Annotated in this window: 17 protein-coding genes; 12 read left to right on the top strand and 5 right to left on the bottom strand. The window is 63.7% G+C overall.

Annotation, left to right across the window (positions count from 1 at the left end; all coding sequences use genetic code 11):
- Window positions 1–189: 189 nt before the first annotated feature.
- Both GR158_RS15265 and GR158_RS15260 read right to left on the bottom strand, forming a co-directional pair.
- Entirely contained in the window at window positions 190–1,500 is a 1,311-nt protein-coding gene (locus tag GR158_RS15265) for a sugar ABC transporter substrate-binding protein (protein ID WP_160871651.1), read from the bottom strand.
- 169 nt (window positions 1,501–1,669) lie between these two features.
- On the bottom strand, window positions 1,670–2,623 hold the full coding sequence (locus GR158_RS15260; RefSeq protein WP_160871650.1) for a sugar-binding transcriptional regulator: 954 nt from the start codon (window positions 2,621–2,623) through the stop codon (window positions 1,670–1,672).
- 257 nt (window positions 2,624–2,880) lie between these two features.
- On the opposite strand from GR158_RS15260, the gene GR158_RS15255 reads away from it, so the two are divergent.
- The gene (locus GR158_RS15255) at window positions 2,881–4,242 is read left to right on the top strand and encodes an NAD(P)-dependent oxidoreductase (RefSeq protein WP_160871649.1); all 1,362 of its coding nucleotides are present in this window, start codon (window positions 2,881–2,883) and stop codon (window positions 4,240–4,242) included.
- A gap of 12 nt (window positions 4,243–4,254) precedes the next feature.
- Entirely contained in the window at window positions 4,255–5,568 is a 1,314-nt protein-coding gene (preA, locus tag GR158_RS15250; RefSeq protein WP_160871648.1) for an NAD-dependent dihydropyrimidine dehydrogenase subunit PreA, read from the top strand.
- A gap of 38 nt (window positions 5,569–5,606) precedes the next feature.
- Here preA and GR158_RS15245 read toward each other — a convergent pair whose 3' ends face one another.
- Window positions 5,607–6,245, bottom strand: coding sequence for an exopolysaccharide biosynthesis protein (locus GR158_RS15245; protein WP_160871647.1), 639 nt, complete (start codon window positions 6,243–6,245; stop codon window positions 5,607–5,609).
- A 273-nt stretch (window positions 6,246–6,518) separates the two neighbouring features.
- Here GR158_RS15245 and GR158_RS15240 point away from each other — a divergent pair, with 273 nt between their 5' ends.
- A complete protein-coding gene (locus GR158_RS15240; protein ID WP_160871646.1) occupies window positions 6,519–7,742 on the top strand; it encodes an OpgC family protein in 1,224 nt (407 codons plus the stop codon).
- Here GR158_RS15240 and GR158_RS15235 read toward each other — a convergent pair.
- A complete protein-coding gene (locus GR158_RS15235) occupies window positions 7,723–8,373 on the bottom strand; it encodes a TetR family transcriptional regulator C-terminal domain-containing protein (protein WP_134650655.1) in 651 nt (216 codons plus the stop codon). The genes GR158_RS15240 and GR158_RS15235 overlap by 20 nt on opposite strands.
- Before the next feature lie 271 nt (window positions 8,374–8,644).
- On the opposite strand from GR158_RS15235, the gene GR158_RS15230 reads away from it, so the two are divergent.
- The 4 genes from GR158_RS15230 (at window position 8,645) to GR158_RS15215 (ending at window position 12,160) form a co-directional block, all read left to right on the top strand.
- A complete protein-coding gene (locus GR158_RS15230; protein ID WP_160871645.1) occupies window positions 8,645–9,895 on the top strand; it encodes a Zn-dependent hydrolase in 1,251 nt (416 codons plus the stop codon).
- A 71-nt stretch (window positions 9,896–9,966) separates the two neighbouring features.
- A complete protein-coding gene (locus GR158_RS15225; RefSeq protein WP_160871644.1) occupies window positions 9,967–10,332 on the top strand; it encodes a hypothetical protein in 366 nt (121 codons plus the stop codon).
- Window positions 10,329–11,783 carry a dihydropyrimidinase gene (gene hydA, locus GR158_RS15220; RefSeq protein ID WP_160871643.1) on the top strand — a complete coding sequence of 485 codons (1,455 nt, stop codon included), beginning with the start codon at window positions 10,329–10,331 and terminating at the stop codon, window positions 11,781–11,783. Before GR158_RS15225 ends, hydA begins: the two co-directional genes overlap by 4 nt.
- Window positions 11,783–12,160, top strand: coding sequence for a hypothetical protein (locus GR158_RS15215; RefSeq protein WP_160871642.1), 378 nt, complete (start codon window positions 11,783–11,785; stop codon window positions 12,158–12,160). Before hydA ends, GR158_RS15215 begins: the two co-directional genes overlap by 1 nt.
- Before the next feature lie 26 nt (window positions 12,161–12,186).
- On the opposite strand, the gene GR158_RS15210 is transcribed toward GR158_RS15215, so the two are convergent.
- On the bottom strand, window positions 12,187–12,600 hold the full coding sequence (locus GR158_RS15210; RefSeq protein ID WP_160871641.1) for a cupin domain-containing protein: 414 nt from the start codon (window positions 12,598–12,600) through the stop codon (window positions 12,187–12,189).
- 116 nt (window positions 12,601–12,716) lie between these two features.
- Here GR158_RS15210 and GR158_RS15205 point away from each other — a divergent pair, with 116 nt between their 5' ends.
- Genes GR158_RS15205 through GR158_RS15185 form a run of 5 tightly spaced genes read left to right on the top strand, consistent with a single transcriptional unit; the run spans window position 12,717 to window position 16,623 of the window.
- The gene (locus GR158_RS15205) at window positions 12,717–13,520 is read left to right on the top strand and encodes an ABC transporter ATP-binding protein (RefSeq protein ID WP_202402288.1); all 804 of its coding nucleotides are present in this window, start codon (window positions 12,717–12,719) and stop codon (window positions 13,518–13,520) included.
- On the top strand, window positions 13,520–13,855 hold the full coding sequence (locus GR158_RS15200; RefSeq protein ID WP_134650648.1) for a hypothetical protein: 336 nt from the start codon (window positions 13,520–13,522) through the stop codon (window positions 13,853–13,855). The genes GR158_RS15205 and GR158_RS15200 overlap by 1 nt, the downstream gene beginning before the upstream one ends.
- Before the next feature lie 2 nt (window positions 13,856–13,857).
- Entirely contained in the window at window positions 13,858–14,742 is an 885-nt protein-coding gene (locus GR158_RS15195) for an ABC transporter permease (RefSeq protein ID WP_160871640.1), read from the top strand.
- On the top strand, window positions 14,739–15,605 hold the full coding sequence (locus tag GR158_RS15190) for an ABC transporter permease (protein ID WP_160871639.1): 867 nt from the start codon (window positions 14,739–14,741) through the stop codon (window positions 15,603–15,605). Before GR158_RS15195 ends, GR158_RS15190 begins: the two co-directional genes overlap by 4 nt.
- Window positions 15,606–15,630: 25 nt before the next feature.
- The gene (locus GR158_RS15185) at window positions 15,631–16,623 is read left to right on the top strand and encodes an ABC transporter substrate-binding protein (protein WP_134650645.1); all 993 of its coding nucleotides are present in this window, start codon (window positions 15,631–15,633) and stop codon (window positions 16,621–16,623) included.
- Window positions 16,624–16,875 lie beyond the last annotated feature (252 nt).

Below are 16,875 nucleotides of genomic sequence, written 5' to 3'. Positions count from 1 at the left end.
GGTTTGCCGGCGCGCCAAAACGCCGGACAGGTTTCGCTTCCCCGCATTGGGTGGAACCCAGATGTTCTTGTCACTTGTTTTTGTTGAGCCGGCGCGGACGCCTGCAAGCAGCCCGCGCCGGAGGAGACTGCCTTCCAGCGGCTGCCCGGAACGCATTCCGGGCAGCCTGTCCTTGGGGAGGAGGCGTACTTACTTGATGTAGCCGGCGCGGGTCATTTCACGCACGGCCGCCGTCTGGGCCTGTGCAAGCGCGTCGTCCACGGAGGACTGCCCGGCAAGCACCGCCGAGAAGAGCTGGCCGACCGTCGTGCCGAGACCCTGGAATTCAGGAATGGCGACGAACTGGCCACCCGTATAGGGCACCGGCTTGACCGACGGCTTGGTGATGTCGGCCGCGTCCATGGCGGCAAGCGTCGGTGCTGCGAAGGGTGCTGCCTTCTCGTAGTCGGCGTTCTTGTAGAGCGAGGTGCGCGTGCCCGGAGGAACGTTCGCCCAGCCTTCCTTGCTGGCGACGAGCTCGGTGTAGCCCTTGCTGGTTGCCCAGGCGATGAACTTCTGCGCGGCTTCCGCCTTGGTCGAGCTTGCGGGAACCGCGAGGTTCCAGGACCACAGCCAGTGACCGTGGTTGCCGTTGCCGGTGTCCGGGAAGATCGCGTAGCCGACCTTGTCGGCAACCGTGGAATCCTTCGGGTTGGACACGAAGGACGCGGCCACGGTCGCGTCGATCCACATGCCGCACTTGCCCTGCTGGAAGAGCGTCAGGTTTTCGTTGAAGCCGTTGGACGAGGCACCCTGCGGGCCGGCATCCTTCATCAGGTCGACGTAGAACTGGAGGGATGCCTTCCACTCCGGCTGGTCGAACTGCGGCTGCCAGTTCTCGTCGAACCAGCGACCGCCGAACGAATTGTTGAGCGCGGTCAGGAATGCCATGTTCTCGCCCCAGCCGGCCTTGCCGCGAAGGCACATGCCGCTGATGTCGGCGCTGCGGTCCGTGATCTTGCGGGCGGCTTCACCGATGAATTCCCAGGTCGGGGAATCGGGCATGGTGAGGCCGGCCTTCTCGAACAGGTCCTTGCGGTACATGATCATGGCGGATTCGCCGTAGAACGGCGCGGCATAGAGCTTGCCGTCGACCGAAAGGCCGCCGCGAATGGCCGGCAGCAGGTCGTCGACGTCGTAATCGGCGCCGAGGCCGTCGAGCGCGACAAGCCAGCCCTGCTTGGCCCAGATCGGCACTTCGTAGTTGCCGATCGTGACGATGTCGTACTGGCCGCCCTTCGTCGCGATGTCGGTCGTGACGCGCTCACGCAGCACGTTTTCCTCGAGCGTGACCCACTCGAGCTGGATGTCCGGGTTCTTCGCGGCAAAATCGTCCGTCAGGCCCTGCATGCGGATCATGTCGCCGTTGTTGACGGTGGCGATGGTCAGGGTTTCGGCATTGGCGAAACCGCACAGGAGAGCAGCCGAGCTGACGCCCAGCAGAAGGGTTCTCAAATTCATCATCTTCCTCCCAGAAAGCTTATGAGCATTTGCTTCGCTCATGGGCAATTACTCACAAACTGGCGCGAAAAGTCAACCGGCATTCGTTGCTGCGCCGCACAAAGGGGGCAGGCAGCCTTTGAATTTCATGGGAATTTTCTGTCGGCGACGCGGAGCGCCGGGGACCGACTCAGGCCGAAAGCAGATGGCGGGCGGTCGCCTCGTCCGTGATGACGCCGTTGATCATGCGGCCGCGGAGGGCGGCGAGCAGGGCGGCATACTTTCGCTTGCCCTTGGCAAGACCGATGACGGTGGTGCTCTCGCGCGACGGCAGCGGAACGGATGCGACGCGCTCGTTGATGCTGCCGTCCAGCAGCCGGCCCTCGCCGTCATACATCCAGCCGCAGATCTCGCCGGTCGCCCCCTCCTCCATCAGCCGGGTCATCTCCGCGGGATCGAGAAAGCCGTCGAGGCAGAGGGGGGCATCCACGCCGAGTTCGCCGATGCCGACGAAGGCGACATCCGCCTCGCGGCCGAGCTTGAGCGTCGACTGGACAAGGCTTTGCCGGTGCAGAAGGTCACGCTCCTCGCTTGAGGAGACGAGCACCGGCAACGGCATGGGATAATGCCGCGCCTTCACGGCATCGGCCATGGAGAAGATGACGTTGTAATAGGCGGCCGAGCCGTCCGGCCCGATATTGCCGGTCAGCGACATGATGCGGTGCTGCGGGCATTCCATGGCCGGGAGCTGGTCGATCGCCGCCTTGAGCGTGCGCCCGGTCCCGACCGCAAGCACGATCGGATCGGGCTTCTTCAGCCAGCGCTCGATTTCCGCGGCCCCGGCCTCGGCGATGCCGATCGTGGTGGAGGACGAGCCCGGATCGCTCGGCACGATATCGACATGCGTCAGGCCGAATTTGCTGCGCATCGCCTCGCCCAGTTCCAGGCATTCGGCGATGGGATGGTCGAGGCGCACCTTGATCAGGCGTTCGGCGACGGCCAGGGACACGAGGCGCTGCGCCGACTGGCGGGAAATGCCCATGGCGGAGGCGATTTCATCCTGCGTGCGGCCAGCGACGTAGTAGAGCCATCCGGCCCGTGCCGCATCGTCCAGCCGTCCGGCTGTTTCCGTCCGCTTTGCCATCGCTCACCCCGATCGTTTCACGCGATTTGCTGCATCTTTTCGGTCATTCTGTCAAACCTCATATGCTGGCGCAGACACGGCGAGCAAGCGCGGCCGCTATTACTAAAGACCCCTAAAGAATACCATAAAACTCATATTTATTTTTGCGGCAAGCATTGAAAAACCAGCATTTCTTTTGAAATTTTACCGTTTGATAAAAAAATAAAGCTGAGTTACCGTTCTCCTATTCAAAAAGCCCACGCGAATGGGAGATAACAATGGGAACGACGCAGTCTGGGATACATCGGGGGCGTCTTGCGCCTGCCGAATACGAAACGAACTTTTCCGACCTTCACCCGCGCCTTGACGATCACGAGGCGCTGGTCGCAGCCGACCGCTGCTACTTCTGTTACGACGCGCCGTGCATGACGGCCTGTCCGACCTCCATCGACATTCCGCTGTTCATCCGCCAGATCTCGACCGGCAATCCGATCGGTTCGGCCAAGACGATCTTCGACCAGAACATTCTGGGCGGCATGTGCGCCCGGGTCTGTCCCACCGAAACGCTCTGCGAACAGGTTTGCGTGCGCAACACCGCCGAGCATCGCCCCGTGGAGATCGGCCGCCTGCAGCGCTACGCCACCGATGTTGCAATCGCCAGCAACACGCAATTCTATGAGCGCGCCGCGCGCACCGGAAAGGCCATCGCCGTCGTCGGCGCCGGCCCCGCTGGCCTCGCCTGCGCCCACCGCCTTGCCATGGCGGGCCATGACGTGGTGATCTTCGAAGCGCGCGAGAAGGCCGGCGGCCTCAACGAATACGGCATCGCCACCTACAAGGCGGTCGATGACTTTGCACAGGCCGAAGTCGATTACGTGCTGGCCATCGGCGGCATCGAGGTGAAGAACGGCCTGAAGCTCGGGCGGGACTTCACGCTCTCCGACCTCACCGCCAATTTCGATGCCGTCTTCCTCGGCATGGGATTGTCCGGTGTCAACGCGCTTGGAGCGGAAGGCGAGAACCTGCCCGGTGTCGTCGACGCCGTCGACTTCATCGCCGAACTGCGCCAGGCCGCCGACAAGGCGACCGTTCCGGTCGGCCGGCGTGTCGTGGTGATCGGCGGCGGCATGACCGCCATCGACGCCGCCGTCCAGGCCAAGCTGCTCGGCGCCGAAGAGGTGACGATCTGCTACCGCCGCGGCAAGGAGCACATGAACGCCTCGGAATTCGAACAGGACCTCGCGGCGTCCAAGGGCGTGATGATCCGCCACTGGCTCCAGCCCAGGCGCGTCATCGCGCGTGACGGCCATGTCGCCGGCATCGAGGTCGAATATACCGAGATACGCGACGGCAAGCTGACGGGCACCGGCGAGACCGGCGTGCTCGCCGCCGACCAGATCTTCAAGGCGATCGGCCAGACCTTCGAGCCGGCCGGCCTCGGCTCGCTCGCCATGACGGGCGGGCGCATCGCCATCGATGCGGAAGGCCGCACCTCCATCGCCAATGTCTGGGCGGGCGGGGACTGCGTGAAGGCCGGCGAAGACCTGACCGTCACCTCCGTCGCGCAGGGCCGCGACGCCGCCGATTCGATCAACCGCATGCTGGCTGCCGGTGCGCAGCCCGCCGTTGCCGTCGCTTGAGGGAGATGAGACATGGCTGATCTTCGCAACAACTTCGTCGGCATCAAGTCGCCAAACCCGTTCTGGCTCGCTTCCGCGCCACCCACCGACAAGGCCTACAATGTCGAGCGCGCCTTCAAGGCGGGCTGGGGCGGCGTGGTCTGGAAGACGCTGGGCGAGGAAGGCCCGCCTGTCGTCAACGTCAACGGCCCGCGCTACGGCGCGATCTGGGGCGCCGACCGCCGCCTGCTCGGCCTCAACAATATCGAACTCATCACCGACCGCGACCTCTACACCAACCTGCGCGAGATGAAGCAGGTCAAGATGAATTGGCCGGACCGGGCGCTGATCGCCTCGATCATGGTGCCCTGCGAGGAGGAGAGCTGGAAGGCGATCCTGCCGCTGGTGGAGGAGACCGGCGCCGACGGCATCGAGCTGAACTTCGGCTGTCCGCACGGCATGTCCGAACGCGGCATGGGCGCGGCCGTCGGCCAGGTGCCCGAATATATCGAAATGGTCGTGCGCTGGTGCAAGCAGTACACCCGCATGCCCGTCATCACCAAGCTGACGCCGAATATCACCGATATCCGCAAGCCCGCCCGCGCGGCCAAGGCCGGCGGCACCGACGCCGTGTCGCTGATCAACACGATCAACTCCATCGTGTCGGTCGATCTCGACAGCTTCGCCCCGAACCCCACCGTCGGCGGCAAGGGTACGCATGGCGGCTATTGCGGCCCGGCGGTCAAGCCCATCGCGCTCAACATGGTGGCCGAGATCGCGCGCGATCCGGAAACCTACGGCCTGCCGATATCAGGCATCGGCGGCGTGACGACGTGGCGTGACGCGGCGGAATTCCTGGTGCTGGGGGCCGGCAACGTCCAGGTCTGCACCGCGGCCATGACCTACGGCTTCAAGATCGTGCAGGAAATGATATCGGGCCTGTCGGACTGGATGGACGCCAAGGGCCATCGCTCGCTCGACGATATCTGCGGCCGTGCGGTGCCCAACGTCACCGACTGGCAGTATCTCAACCTCAACTACATCGCCAAGGCGCATATCGACCAGGATGCCTGCATCAAGTGCGGCCGCTGCCACATCGCCTGCGAGGACACCTCGCACCAGGCGATCACGCAGTTCGTCGATGGCGTAAGACACTTCGAGGTGATGGAGGACGAGTGCGTCGGCTGCAATCTCTGCGTCAACGTCTGCCCCGTCGAGAACTGCATCACCATGGTCGGCCTCAAGCCCGGCACGCTGGACCAGCGCACCGGCAAGATCGTCGATCCGAACTACGCCAACTGGACGACGCACCCCAACAACCCGATGGCCCGTCAGGCCGCCGAATAAGAGCGTGAGCCGGGGCCGCACAGGCCCCGGCCGAACCATCACCCGAAAAGATTGAAGCTGCGGCCCGCGCTGTAGGCCAGGAGCGCAATGGCGCAGAAGTAGACGATGGTCAGCACGACCATCACATAACCGCCCAGCACCACCAGCCCGTCACGCTGCGAAATGCCCGCCGCCATCAGCAGGATCGCGACACCCGGAAGCGTGTTGGAGAAGGGAATGAGGCCGAGTGGCGCCATCAGCAGCAGGCCCGCGCCCATCAACACGAGACCGTTGAGCCGGTTCATGGCCGCGCCGTTCGTCAGGCCCGAGAACCGCGGCTTGAAGAACCGGTCGATCCGCCGCAGGAACGTCACGCCGCGCTCGAGCACCGGGCGCAGCTTGCCGCTTTCCAGCCGCCGGTCGGCGACTTTCCGCGGCAGCCAGGGTAGGCGATTGAGTGTGATCGCGGCGCTGATCAGCACGATCCCGGCGCCGAAGACGGTGGAAACGCCCGGAATGGAGACGGGAAACAGAAAGGGCAGCGACAGGAAGGCACAAAGCAGAAGCAACCCGCTTTCGCCCATCATCGCCAGAAGATCGCGCAACGTGATGTGCTCGCCCTTGATGGAATGCAGGATGTCCTCAAGCAATTCGCTCGTCTTGCGGTCCGTGTCCCTGAAACCGATTCCTGTCGTCATTGCTTCTCCTTTTCCGTGCCGCTGCCTAGGCGGTTATTGCGGCTTTCCTGTGCCGCCGCGACCGGCATGAAGGCGCATTTTCGCCATCGGCCATATCGACGAAGGGTGGAACGATAGGGTGATTTCCTTGACGAAAGGTACCCCTCACGGCCGTTCATGATCACAAAAACCGCCCGAAAGCGCCGTCGCCGGTAAATTTATCGGGAACGATCATCCGCTCCATGCGTTCCGCCTCCCGTTGGGGCGCATCTTGTTTTCAGCGGAGCGCGCATTTTGAAGCGATTTGAGATCATCGACGGCATGCGAGGCTATTTCCTCGTCTTCATGCTCATCAATCACCTGATCTTCGTCGGCGGCTATTGGATGATGGAGGTCAACCATCGCCAGTTCGCCTTTGTCGAGGACGCACAGGGCTTCGTCTTCCTGTCCGGCCTGCTCATCGGCATGGTCTATGCCCGCAAGATGATCAAGAACGGCTACGAAAAGGGCCGGCAGCTCCTGTTCGACCGCGCCTTCGAACTCTACCGCTACGCCATGGGAACGGTGATGGCGGTGCTCGTGGTGCAGCTGATCCTGCCGGATGCCCAAAGGCTCTGGTACAACTGGCTCGGCACCACGAATTTCGACGAGCCGCTCCGGCTGGCGGCCATCGCCACCTTCCTGTTCCAGCCGACTTTCATGGATATCCTGCCGCAATATATCGTCTACATGCTGTTTGCCCCGCCGCTCGTCTGGCTCTGCCTTCGCGGAAAGTGGGCCCATGTGCTGGCGGGCTCGCTGATCGTCTGGATGGCCGCGCAGCTTGGCCTGCAGCGCTTCCTCACCGAACCGCTGAACGCGCTCGTCATGGGCCCGGACGAGCAGGGCATCCGCGCGAGCTTCAACATGCTCGGCTGGCAGATCGTGTTCTTCTCCGCCATGGTCATCGGCGTGCTGACGGCGCAGAACAAGATCGCCTGGACGCGGATCTTCTCGCCCGAGAAGACGATGTTGCCCAAGGTCGCGCTGGCCGTGTGCCTGTTCTTCCTGCCGCTGCGCATCGTCACCGCCTGGGATCTGCTGCCGCAGGCCGTGCTCGACAAGTTCGCGACGATGGAGATCCGCGCTGACTTCGGCCCGGTCTACCTCCTGAACTTCGCCGCCGTCGCGACCGGCCTCGCCTGGCTGCTGATCGCCGGGCCGAAGCACCACAATCTGTGGATCCGGAAGCTCGCGGGCATCGTCACGGCCGTTTTCACCTTCCGCTTCCTTCGCCTTCTCGGGCGGCATTCCTTGCAGGTCTATGTCTGGCACGTGGCCATCGTCTATGCCGTCTATTACGCCGACGGGCGCACCCCGGAGCTTTCCCAGCTTACCAAGACGACGATTGCCGTCGTCTGCATCGGCCTGCTTGCCCTGCCGGCGCTGTGGCGCGAGCGCGATCAGATCGTTGCAAGCCTCTTCGGCCAGCCGAAGGCGGAGCCGGCGCGCAGCAAGCCTAGGTTGGCTGCTCGTTGATGTGGAGGCCGGTGAGGAAAAGCTGTTCGAGGAAGCGGGCCGCATCCTCGAACCGCCCGTCGCCGGACTGGTCCTGGCCTAGCACCGCGCGCACCTGCACGTCGAAGTCGGCATAGTGCTGTGTGGTCGACCAGATCGAAAAGATCAGGTGATACGGGTCGCACTTGGCGATCTTGCCGGCCTTGGCCCAGGCGCGAATGACCTCCGCCTTCTCGTCCACCAGCGCTTTCAGCGGCCCCTTCAGCTCGTCCTCGATATTCGGCGCGCCCTGGAGGATTTCGTTGGCGAAGAGCCGGCTTTCGCGCGGAAAGTCACGGGCCATCTCCAGCTTGCGGCGGATATAGGAGCGGATTTCCGAGACCGGATTTCCACCGGCGTCGAACTCGCGCAGCGGATCGAGCCACGTGTCGAGCACGCGGGTGATCAGCGCGCGGTGCATCGCCTCCTTGGTGCGGAAATAATAGAGCAGGTTGGGCTTCGACATGCCGGCCACGTCGGCGATCTGGTCCACCGTCGCCCCGCGAAAACCGTGCAATGAAAAGACCTCCAGAGCGGCTTCGAGGATCTGCTCCTCCTTGGCCTCCTGGATGCGCGTGCGCCGCTGTGTCCTTGCCGCCCTCGGTAATGCCATCGTGCCCCTCCGGCCTGCTCCCGCTGGAAAAGTGCCGCAAAATTCACCAGTTTAAGCGCCGCCATTTTCTGGGGCGAAGCTTCAAGGTTTTTGGTTTTTCGGCTTGAGTGCCGCCCCGGAAGCTGTAATGTTTACCAACCGGTCAAATTATCAGGCCGTTGTCAAGTAAAGACGACGAATCTGGACGGTAGGCGCAAAACAAACAAGAGCGCTGCCGCCGGTGGGAACAAAATTGAGGCTTTCAAAGCCCGAAGACGTGGGAGCATACGACATGGCCGCACCCGGCGAGAACATGCGTGTCAACGCGGACCGCCTGTGGGATTCCCTCATGGACATGGCGAAGATCGGCCCCGGCATTGCCGGCGGCAACAATCGCCAGACACTGACCGACGCGGACGCCGAGGGCCGGCGCCTCTTCCAGACCTGGTGCGACGACGCGGGCCTTTCGATGGGCGTCGACACCATGGGCAACATGTTCATGACGCGCGCCGGCACCGACCCGGATGCCTTGCCCGTCTATGTCGGCTCGCATCTCGATACGCAGCCGACCGGCGGCAAATACGATGGCGTGCTCGGCGTGCTGGCCGGGCTGGAGGTCGTCCGCTCGCTGAACGATCTCTGCATCAGAACGAAGCATCCGATCGTCGTCACCAACTGGACGAACGAGGAAGGCGCCCGCTTCGCGCCGGCCATGCTTGCCTCTGGGGTCTTCGCGGGCATTCACACCCAGGATTACGCCTATGCCCGCAAGGATCCCGAGGGAAAGACGTTCGGTGAAGAGCTGAAGCGCATCGGCTGGGTCGGCGATGAAGAGGTCGGCGCGCGCAAGATGCACGCCTATTTCGAGTATCACATCGAGCAGGGCCCGATCCTCGAAGCCGAAGACAAGCAGATCGGCGTCGTCACCCACTGTCAGGGCCTGTGGTGGCTGGAGTTCACGCTGACGGGCCGCGAGGCGCATACCGGCTCTACGCCGATGAACCTGCGCGTCAATGCCGGCCTTGCGATGGCGCGCATCCTCGAAATGGTGCAGACCGTCGCCATGGAAAACCAGCCGGGCGCCGTCGGTGGCGTCGGCCAGGTGTTCTTCTCGCCGAATTCGCGCAACGTGCTGCCCGGCAAGGTGGTCTTCACCGTCGACATCCGCTCGCCCGACCAGGCGAAGCTCGACGGCATGCGTGCGCGCATCGAGGCGGAAGCGCCCCGGATCTGCGAGGCGCTCGGCGTCGGCTGCAGCGTCGAGGCCGTCGGCCATTTCGATCCCGTCACCTTCGATCCGACATTGGTCGCCAGTGTCCGCAAGGCCGCGGAAGACCTCGGCTACAGCCACATGAACATCATCTCCGGCGCCGGCCACGACGCCTGCTGGGCCGCCAAGGTGGCGCCTGCCACCATGATCATGTGCCCCTGCGTCGGCGGTCTCTCGCACAACGAAGCGGAGGAGATTTCAAAGGAATGGGCCGCGGCCGGTGCGGACGTGTTGCTGCATGCTGTGATCGAGACGGCGGGGATTGCCGAATGAGAAGCGCCGTTTCGCCCGAAGACGATGACACGGGGGACGGCGAAAGGAGAACGATCGAATATTCCTTCACCATGAATGTGAAGGGGCTTTCGCAAGCGGAGATCGATCAATTCGCTTCGGGGATCGAAGGCTGGAGGATCAGGCCCGGCACCGATGACGTCCACCTCTACCCGCAGAACGAGCTTGTATTCGACGGCAGCGCTGGCGATTACCTCCAAGACACGTTCTCGCGGCACGAGAAGACCTTCGCGGCGGCCAGCCGGATCGGCACATCCCGCAGGATCAGCCTCGCGATCTACTTCGACGCAGACCGGATAGCCGCGATCGCGCCGGTTTTCGACACAGCCGTGATCCGCCGTCTGGCGGACCTGGATTTCTCTCTCGAAATCTGCGTGTTTCCGAGCAGCTTTGAAGACGACGAAGGGACGGAAGAATGAGCACAGTCATCAAGGGCGGAACCGTTGTCACCGCGGACCTGACCTACAAGGCGGATGTCAGGATCGAGGGCGGGAAGATCGTCGAGATCGGGCCGAACCTCTCCGGCGACGAGGTGCTGGATGCGGCGGGCTGTTATGTCATGCCGGGTGGTATCGATCCGCATGTGCATCTCGAAATGCCTTTCATGGGCACCTACTCGGCCGACGATTTCGAAAGCGGAACGCGCGCGGGCCTTGCCGGCGGCACGACCATGGTGGTGGATTTCTGCCTGCCCGACCCGGGCCAGTCGCTGCTCGATGCGCTGAAGCGCTGGGACAACAAGTCGACCCGCGCCAATTGCGACTATTCCTTCCACATGTCCGTGACCTGGTGGGGCGAGCAGGTCTTCGACGAGATGAAGACGATCGTCGAGGACAAGGGCATCAACACCTTCAAGCATTTCATGGCCTACAAGGGCGCGCTGATGGTGAACGACGACGAGATGTTCGCGTCGTTCCAGCGCTGTGCGGCGCTCGGCGCGTTGCCGCTCGTGCATGCGGAAAACGGCGACGTGGTCGCCGCCATGCAGGCCAAGCTGATGGACGAGGGCAACAACGGGCCGGAAGGCCATGCCTATTCGCGCCCGCCGTCCGTCGAAGGCGAGGCGACGAACCGCGCCATCATCATCGCCGATATGGCGGGCGCGCCCCTCTATGTCGTGCACACCTCCTGCGAACAGGCGCACGAGGCCATCCGCCGTGCCCGGCAGAACGGCATGCGCGTCTATGGCGAGCCGCTGATCCAGCACCTGACGCTCGACGAGAGCGAATATTTCAACAAGGACTGGGACCACTCGGCGCGCCGCGTCATGAGCCCGCCCTTCCGCAACAAGCAGCACCAGGATTCGCTGTGGGCCGGCCTTGCGGCGGGCTCGCTGCAGGTGGTGGCGACCGATCATTGCGCCTTTACCACCGACCAGAAGCGCACCGGGGTGGGCGATTTCCGCAAGATCCCGAACGGCACCGGTGGTCTTGAGGACCGCATGCCGATGCTCTGGACCTATGGCGTCAACACCGGCCGCCTGACGATGAATGAATTCGTCGCCGTCACCTCCACCAACATCGCCAAGATCCTCAACGTCTATCCGCGAAAGGGCGCGATCCTTGTGGGCGCGGATGCCGATATCGTGGTGTGGGATCCCAAGCGTTCGAAGACGATTTCGGCAAAGAGCCAGCAATCCTCCATCGATTACAACGTCTTCGAGGGCAAGGAGATCGTCGGCCTGCCGCGCTACACGCTCACGCGCGGTGTCGTGGCCATCGAGGAATCGACCGTCAAGACCCGCGAGGGCCACGGCCAGTTCGTGAAGCGCGAACCCTTCGCCGCCGTCAACAAGGCGCTGTCGACCTGGAAGGAAATCACCGCGCCGCGCAAGGTGGAGCGCAGCGGCATTCCGGCGAGCGGCGTGTGATGCGCGGGCGCCGCTTCCTCTTATCCGTCGCCGTGGGCCAGGCCTTATGCGGCCAGGCATCGGCGGCGGCCGACATCGTCGACGGCAGCTACGGCAACAAGGAAGGCTGCCTGTATTCCGAAACCGGAGAGTCCTCCGGTGCCGACGTCTTCTTCCTGCTCAACAAGGAGGGTGTGACGACCGCAGCCTCCTATTGCGAGTTCAAGGGCGAGGCCAGGAAGGTCGGCGGCGCCACCGTCGTCACGGCCGAATGCAACGATGAAGGCGCGGAGGAACCGGCATCCTTCGAGCTGACGCTGACGCCGGATGACGGCGGCTACACGGTGAGCTTTCCCGACGGCACGCGCTGGGGGCCGCTGGCGCGATGCAAGAAATGACGGTCAGGCACCCCGCATACAGGCTGTTACGCCGGAACGAGCGCTTCGAGATGCGGCAGAAGCACCACGCTCTCCTGCTCGTGGGGATCTGTCCGCGCAATGACGGCCGAGGCCGGTTGATCGGAGAGATTGGCGGGCAGATGCGGCACGCCGGCGGGAATATAGAACATCTCACCCGCCCTGACGACGACATGGTTCTCCAGCCGCTCGCCGTACCAGGTATGCGCCTCGCCGGAGAGCATGTAGATCGCCGTCTCGTGGCTCTCGTGCATATGCGCCTTCGCCCGCCCGCCCGGCGGGATCGTCAGAAGATGCATGCAGATGCCGGTGGCGCCGACGCTCTCGCGGGCGATGCCCTCGAAATAGCTGAACCCCTGCTTTCCATCATAGGTGCTGCCCGGGCGCACGACGTGGCACGTGGCCTTTCCTTCAAGCGTCATGTCTCTCTCCCAAGAAAGAATTCCGTGCGCAGATTGATACCGCAGACAATGCCGATTGCAATGCCGGAAAGGGACATGCAGTCTGCCGGAAACCGCGCCCTGCGAGGCGCCGAAAGATGTTGAGCATGGCCCCAGCGAATACCGTCGTCTCCGCAAACGATCTCGGCCTCACCTTCCAGACGGCCGACGGCCCCGTAACGGCGCTGACGGGGGTCAATCTCAATGTCGAGAAGGGCGATTTCGTTTCCTTCATCGGCCCCTCCGGCTGCGGCAAGACCACGTTCCTGCGCGTCATCGCCGATCTCGAAAAGCCGACCTCCGGCACGATCACCGTCAATGGCATGACGCCCGAGGAAGCCCGCCGGCAACGCGCCTACGGCTATGTCTTCCAGGCGGCCGCGCTCTATCCCTGGCGCACCATAGAGAAGAATATTGCGCTGCCGCTCGAGATCATGGGCTATTCCAGGCAGGACCAGAAGGCCCGCATCGACCGCACGCTCGACCTCGTCAACCTCGCGGGCTTCGGCAAGAAATATCCCTGGCAGCTTTCGGGCGGCATGCAGCAGCGCGCGTCCATCGCCCGTGCGCTCGCCTTCGACGCCGACCTGCTGCTGATGGACGAGCCCTTCGGCGCGCTGGACGAGATCGTCCGCGACCACCTCAACGAACAGCTCCTGAAACTCTGGGCCGCAACCCAGAAGACCATCTGCTTCGTCACGCATTCGATCCCGGAAGCCGTCTATCTCTCGACGAAGATCGTCGTCATGAGCCCGCGGCCCGGCCGCGTCACCGATATCATCGAGTCGCCGCTGCCGAAGGAACGCCCGCTCGACATTCGCGAGACGCCCGAATTCCTCGCGGTCGCGCACCGCGTGCGGGAGGGCCTGCGCGCCGGCCACAGCTACGAGGAGCATGCCTGATGAAGCTGCCCTTCGTGCTCTGGCTGTTTGGCGCCACCACCGTCTTCATCGGCGCGGCGACCGCATCGCGCGCCTATATCGGCACGACGAACATCCTCTATCTCCTGCTGTCGCTCGCCCTCTATATCGTCGGCAACCTGATGATGCTGAAGCTCATGCGCGAAGGCGGGCTGGGTCTTGCCATCTCGCTCTCCGCCATCACCCAGCTGCTGCTCGTCAACGTCATCGCCTTCCTGTTCTTCGGCGAACGGCTGAGCACCACCCAGATGGCAGGCGTCGGCCTCGGCATCGTCGCCATGGGGCTGATGCTCCTGCCCTCCCCGGCACGGAGCTGACGATGGAACGGGCCAGCTTCTTCAAGGACCGCCTGCTTCCCATCGGCACCGTCGTGCTCCTCCTCATCGTGCTCTGGTATGTCTTCGTGGTGGTGCTGAATGCGCCCTTCGAGCGTGACACGGCCGCGCGCGCCGGAACGACCATAAGCTTCTCGGAGCTCCTGCCGAGAACGATGGCGCAGGAGCGGCCCGTGCTGCCGGCGCCGCACCAGGTCCTTGCCGAATTGTGGGACACGACCGTCAACAAGGCGATCACCTCCAAGCGCAGCCTCGTCTACCACGCCTGGGTCACGCTTTCCGCCACGCTGATGGGCTTCGGCATGGGCGCCGTTCTCGGCATCCTGCTTGCCATCGCCATCGTGCACAACCGGGCGATGGACCGCTCGCTGATGCCCTGGGTCATCGCCAGCCAGACGATCCCCATCCTCGCCATCGCACCGATGATCATCGTCGTGCTGAACGCGGTGGGCATTTCCGGGCTGATGCCGAAGGCGCTGATCTCGACCTACCTGTCCTTCTTCCCCGTCGTCGTCGGCATGGTGAAGGGCCTGCGTAGCGCCGAACAGATCCAGCTCGACCTGATGCACACCTACAATGCCTCGGCGTCCCAGACTTTCTGGAAGCTGCGCTGGCCCTGCTCGATGCCCTATCTCTTCACCTCGCTGAAGGTCGCGATCGCGATCTCGCTGGTCGGCGCCATCGTGGGCGAATTGCCGACCGGCGCCGTCGCGGGCCTCGGCGCCCGCCTGCTCGCCGGCTCGTACTACGGCCAGACGGTGCAGATCTGGGCGGCGCTGTTCATGGCGGCGGCCGTTGCGGCGCTGCTGGTCATCATCGTCGGCTTTGCGCACAGCCTTGTCCTCAAGCGCATGGGGGCACGGGCATGAACCTTTCCATCCTGATCGCCGCCATCGTCTTCTGGCTCGCCGCATGGGCGTTCAACGAGTGGCTGGTGCGGCGCAAACTCACCGGCGCGGCCGACAGGGCGGCCCGCCTCGCCGTGCCGCTGATCTTCGGCATCACCATTCTCGTGCTGTGGGAAGGCATCGTCAGGGGCTTCAACGTGCCCTCCGTGCTGTTGCCGCCGCCGAGCATGATCTGGGCGCGGCTGATCGGTTCCGTGCCGACCCTGTGGGCGGATTTCCGCCAGACCTTCCTCAAATCCGTGCTGGTCGGCTATGCGCTGGGCTGCGGCCTCGGCTTCCTCGTCGCCATCCTTATCGACCGCTCGCCGTTCCTGCAAAAGGGGCTCTTGCCGCTCGGCAACTTCGTGTCCGCCCTGCCGGTCATCGGGGTGGCGCCCATCATGGTCATGTGGTTCGGCTTCGACTGGCAGTCGAAGGTCGCGGTCGTGGTCATCATGACGTTCTTCCCCATGCTGGTGAACACGGTCTCGGGCCTTGCCGCGACCAGCCACATGGAACGCGACCTGATGCGGACCTACGCCGCCGACTGGTTCCAGACGCTCGTCAAGCTGCGCCTGCCCGCGGCATGGCCCTTCATCTTCAATGCGCTGAAGATCAACTCCACGCTGGCGCTGATCGGCGCCATCGTCGCAGAGTTCTTCGGGACGCCTATCGTCGGCATGGGTTTCCGCATCTCCACGGAAGTGGGCCGCATGAATGTCGACATGGTCTGGGCCGAAATCGCGGTTGCCGCGGTGGCTGGCTCCCTATTCTACGGGGCGGTCGCGCTCGTCGAGCGGATCGTCACGTTCTGGCATCCGTCTGTCCGTGGTGGGCAGGCGTAAAACAAAGAAGAAAGAGGGAACTGACATGAAAAAGACGATTGCATCGATGCTTCTGGCAAGCGCGTTCTCGCTTGCCGCGTTCCAGGCGGAGGCCGCCGACAAGGTGACGCTCCAGCTGAAATGGGTCACCCAGGCCCAGTTCGCCGGCTACTACGTCGCCAAGGACAAGGGCTTCTACGAAGAGGAAGGCCTCGACGTCGACATCAAGCCGGGTGGCCCGGATATCGCCCCGGCACAGGTCATCGCCGGCGGCGGCGCCGACGTCATCGTGGACTGGATGCCGTCTGCCCTCGCCACCCGTGAAAAGGGCGTCGCGCTCGTCAACATCGCCCAACCGTTCAAATCCTCGGGCATGATGCTCACCTGTCTGAAGGAATCCGGCGTGAAGACGCCTGAGGACTTCAAGGGCAAGACGCTCGGCGTGTGGTTCTTCGGCAACGAATATCCGTTCCTCTCCTGGATGGCGCATCTGAAGATCCCGACCGAGGGCGGACCGGATGGCGTGACCGTGCTCAAGCAGGGCTTCAACGTCGATCCGCTGATCCAGAAGCAGGCCGCCTGCATCTCGACCATGACCTACAACGAATACGGCCAGGTGCTGGATGCCGGCATCAAGGCCGAGGACCTCGTGACCTTCAAGTACGAGGACCAGGGCGTCGCCACGCTGGAAGACGGTCTTTACGTGCTGGAAGACAAGCTCGCCGACCCCGCCTTCAAGGAGAAGATGGTCAAGTTCGTGCGCGCCTCCATGAAGGGCTGGAAATATGCCGAGGAGCATCCGGACGAAGCCGCCGATATCGTGCTGGAAAACGACTCGACCGGTGCCCAGACCGAAGCGCATCAGAAGCGCATGATGAGCGAAGTCGCCAAGCTGACCGCCGGCTCCAACGGCGCGCTCGACGAAGCCGACTACAAGCGCACCGTCGCAACTCTGCTCGGCGGCGGTTCCGATCCGGTCATCTCCAAGGAGCCGGAAGGCGCCTGGACCCATGCCGTGACGGACGAAGCGCTGAAATAATCGCGCCGCTTGACGACATCGTGCGGGGCCCCCCAGGGCCCCGCACATCTTTGAGCAGACGGCAGGAGGCGGCCACACGCCCCATTGCCTTGGAAAGGCCAAACATCTGGAATAATGAGGCACCATTCCGTTGCCTCTTGTATGGTTGGCCGGCCCCGATTACAAAGACCGCACAGTCGGAACGGGAGGCCGCTGCGCCGTCTGTACCCTCCACACTGGCAGGAACAGGTTCGGCGGAAACCAGAAAAGCGC

The sequence above is a fragment of the Shinella sp. AETb1-6 genome, assembly GCF_009826875.1.
GTDB classification, from domain to species: Bacteria; Pseudomonadota; Alphaproteobacteria; order Rhizobiales; family Rhizobiaceae; genus Shinella; species Shinella sumterensis.
This window is presented reverse-complemented; position numbering and strand designations above follow the sequence as displayed.

Excerpts from the sequence above, each read along its gene's own strand:
- GR158_RS15205 (WP_202402288.1), top strand. The coding sequence starts at position 12,717 with ATGTTGAGCATGGCCCCAGCGAATACCGTCGTCTCCGCAAACGATCTC.
- GR158_RS15230 (WP_160871645.1), top strand. The coding sequence starts at position 8,645 with ATGGCCGCACCCGGCGAGAACATGCGTGTCAACGCGGACCGCCTGTGG.
- GR158_RS15190 (WP_160871639.1), top strand. The coding sequence starts at position 14,739 with ATGAACCTTTCCATCCTGATCGCCGCCATCGTCTTCTGGCTCGCCGCA.
- GR158_RS15185 (WP_134650645.1), top strand. The coding sequence starts at position 15,631 with ATGAAAAAGACGATTGCATCGATGCTTCTGGCAAGCGCGTTCTCGCTT.
- GR158_RS15195 (WP_160871640.1), top strand. The coding sequence starts at position 13,858 with ATGGAACGGGCCAGCTTCTTCAAGGACCGCCTGCTTCCCATCGGCACC.
- GR158_RS15255 (WP_160871649.1), top strand. The coding sequence starts at position 2,881 with ATGGGAACGACGCAGTCTGGGATACATCGGGGGCGTCTTGCGCCTGCC.
- GR158_RS15215 (WP_160871642.1), top strand. The coding sequence starts at position 11,783 with ATGCGCGGGCGCCGCTTCCTCTTATCCGTCGCCGTGGGCCAGGCCTTA.
- hydA (WP_160871643.1), top strand. The coding sequence starts at position 10,329 with ATGAGCACAGTCATCAAGGGCGGAACCGTTGTCACCGCGGACCTGACC.
- GR158_RS15245 (WP_160871647.1), bottom strand. The coding sequence starts at position 6,245 with ATGACGACAGGAATCGGTTTCAGGGACACGGACCGCAAGACGAGCGAA.
- GR158_RS15225 (WP_160871644.1), top strand. The coding sequence starts at position 9,967 with ATGAATGTGAAGGGGCTTTCGCAAGCGGAGATCGATCAATTCGCTTCG.
- GR158_RS15200 (WP_134650648.1), top strand. The coding sequence starts at position 13,520 with ATGAAGCTGCCCTTCGTGCTCTGGCTGTTTGGCGCCACCACCGTCTTC.
- GR158_RS15265 (WP_160871651.1), bottom strand. The coding sequence starts at position 1,500 with ATGAATTTGAGAACCCTTCTGCTGGGCGTCAGCTCGGCTGCTCTCCTG.
- preA (WP_160871648.1), top strand. The coding sequence starts at position 4,255 with ATGGCTGATCTTCGCAACAACTTCGTCGGCATCAAGTCGCCAAACCCG.
- GR158_RS15260 (WP_160871650.1), bottom strand. The coding sequence starts at position 2,623 with ATGGCAAAGCGGACGGAAACAGCCGGACGGCTGGACGATGCGGCACGG.
- GR158_RS15235 (WP_134650655.1), bottom strand. The coding sequence starts at position 8,373 with ATGGCATTACCGAGGGCGGCAAGGACACAGCGGCGCACGCGCATCCAG.
- GR158_RS15210 (WP_160871641.1), bottom strand. The coding sequence starts at position 12,600 with ATGACGCTTGAAGGAAAGGCCACGTGCCACGTCGTGCGCCCGGGCAGC.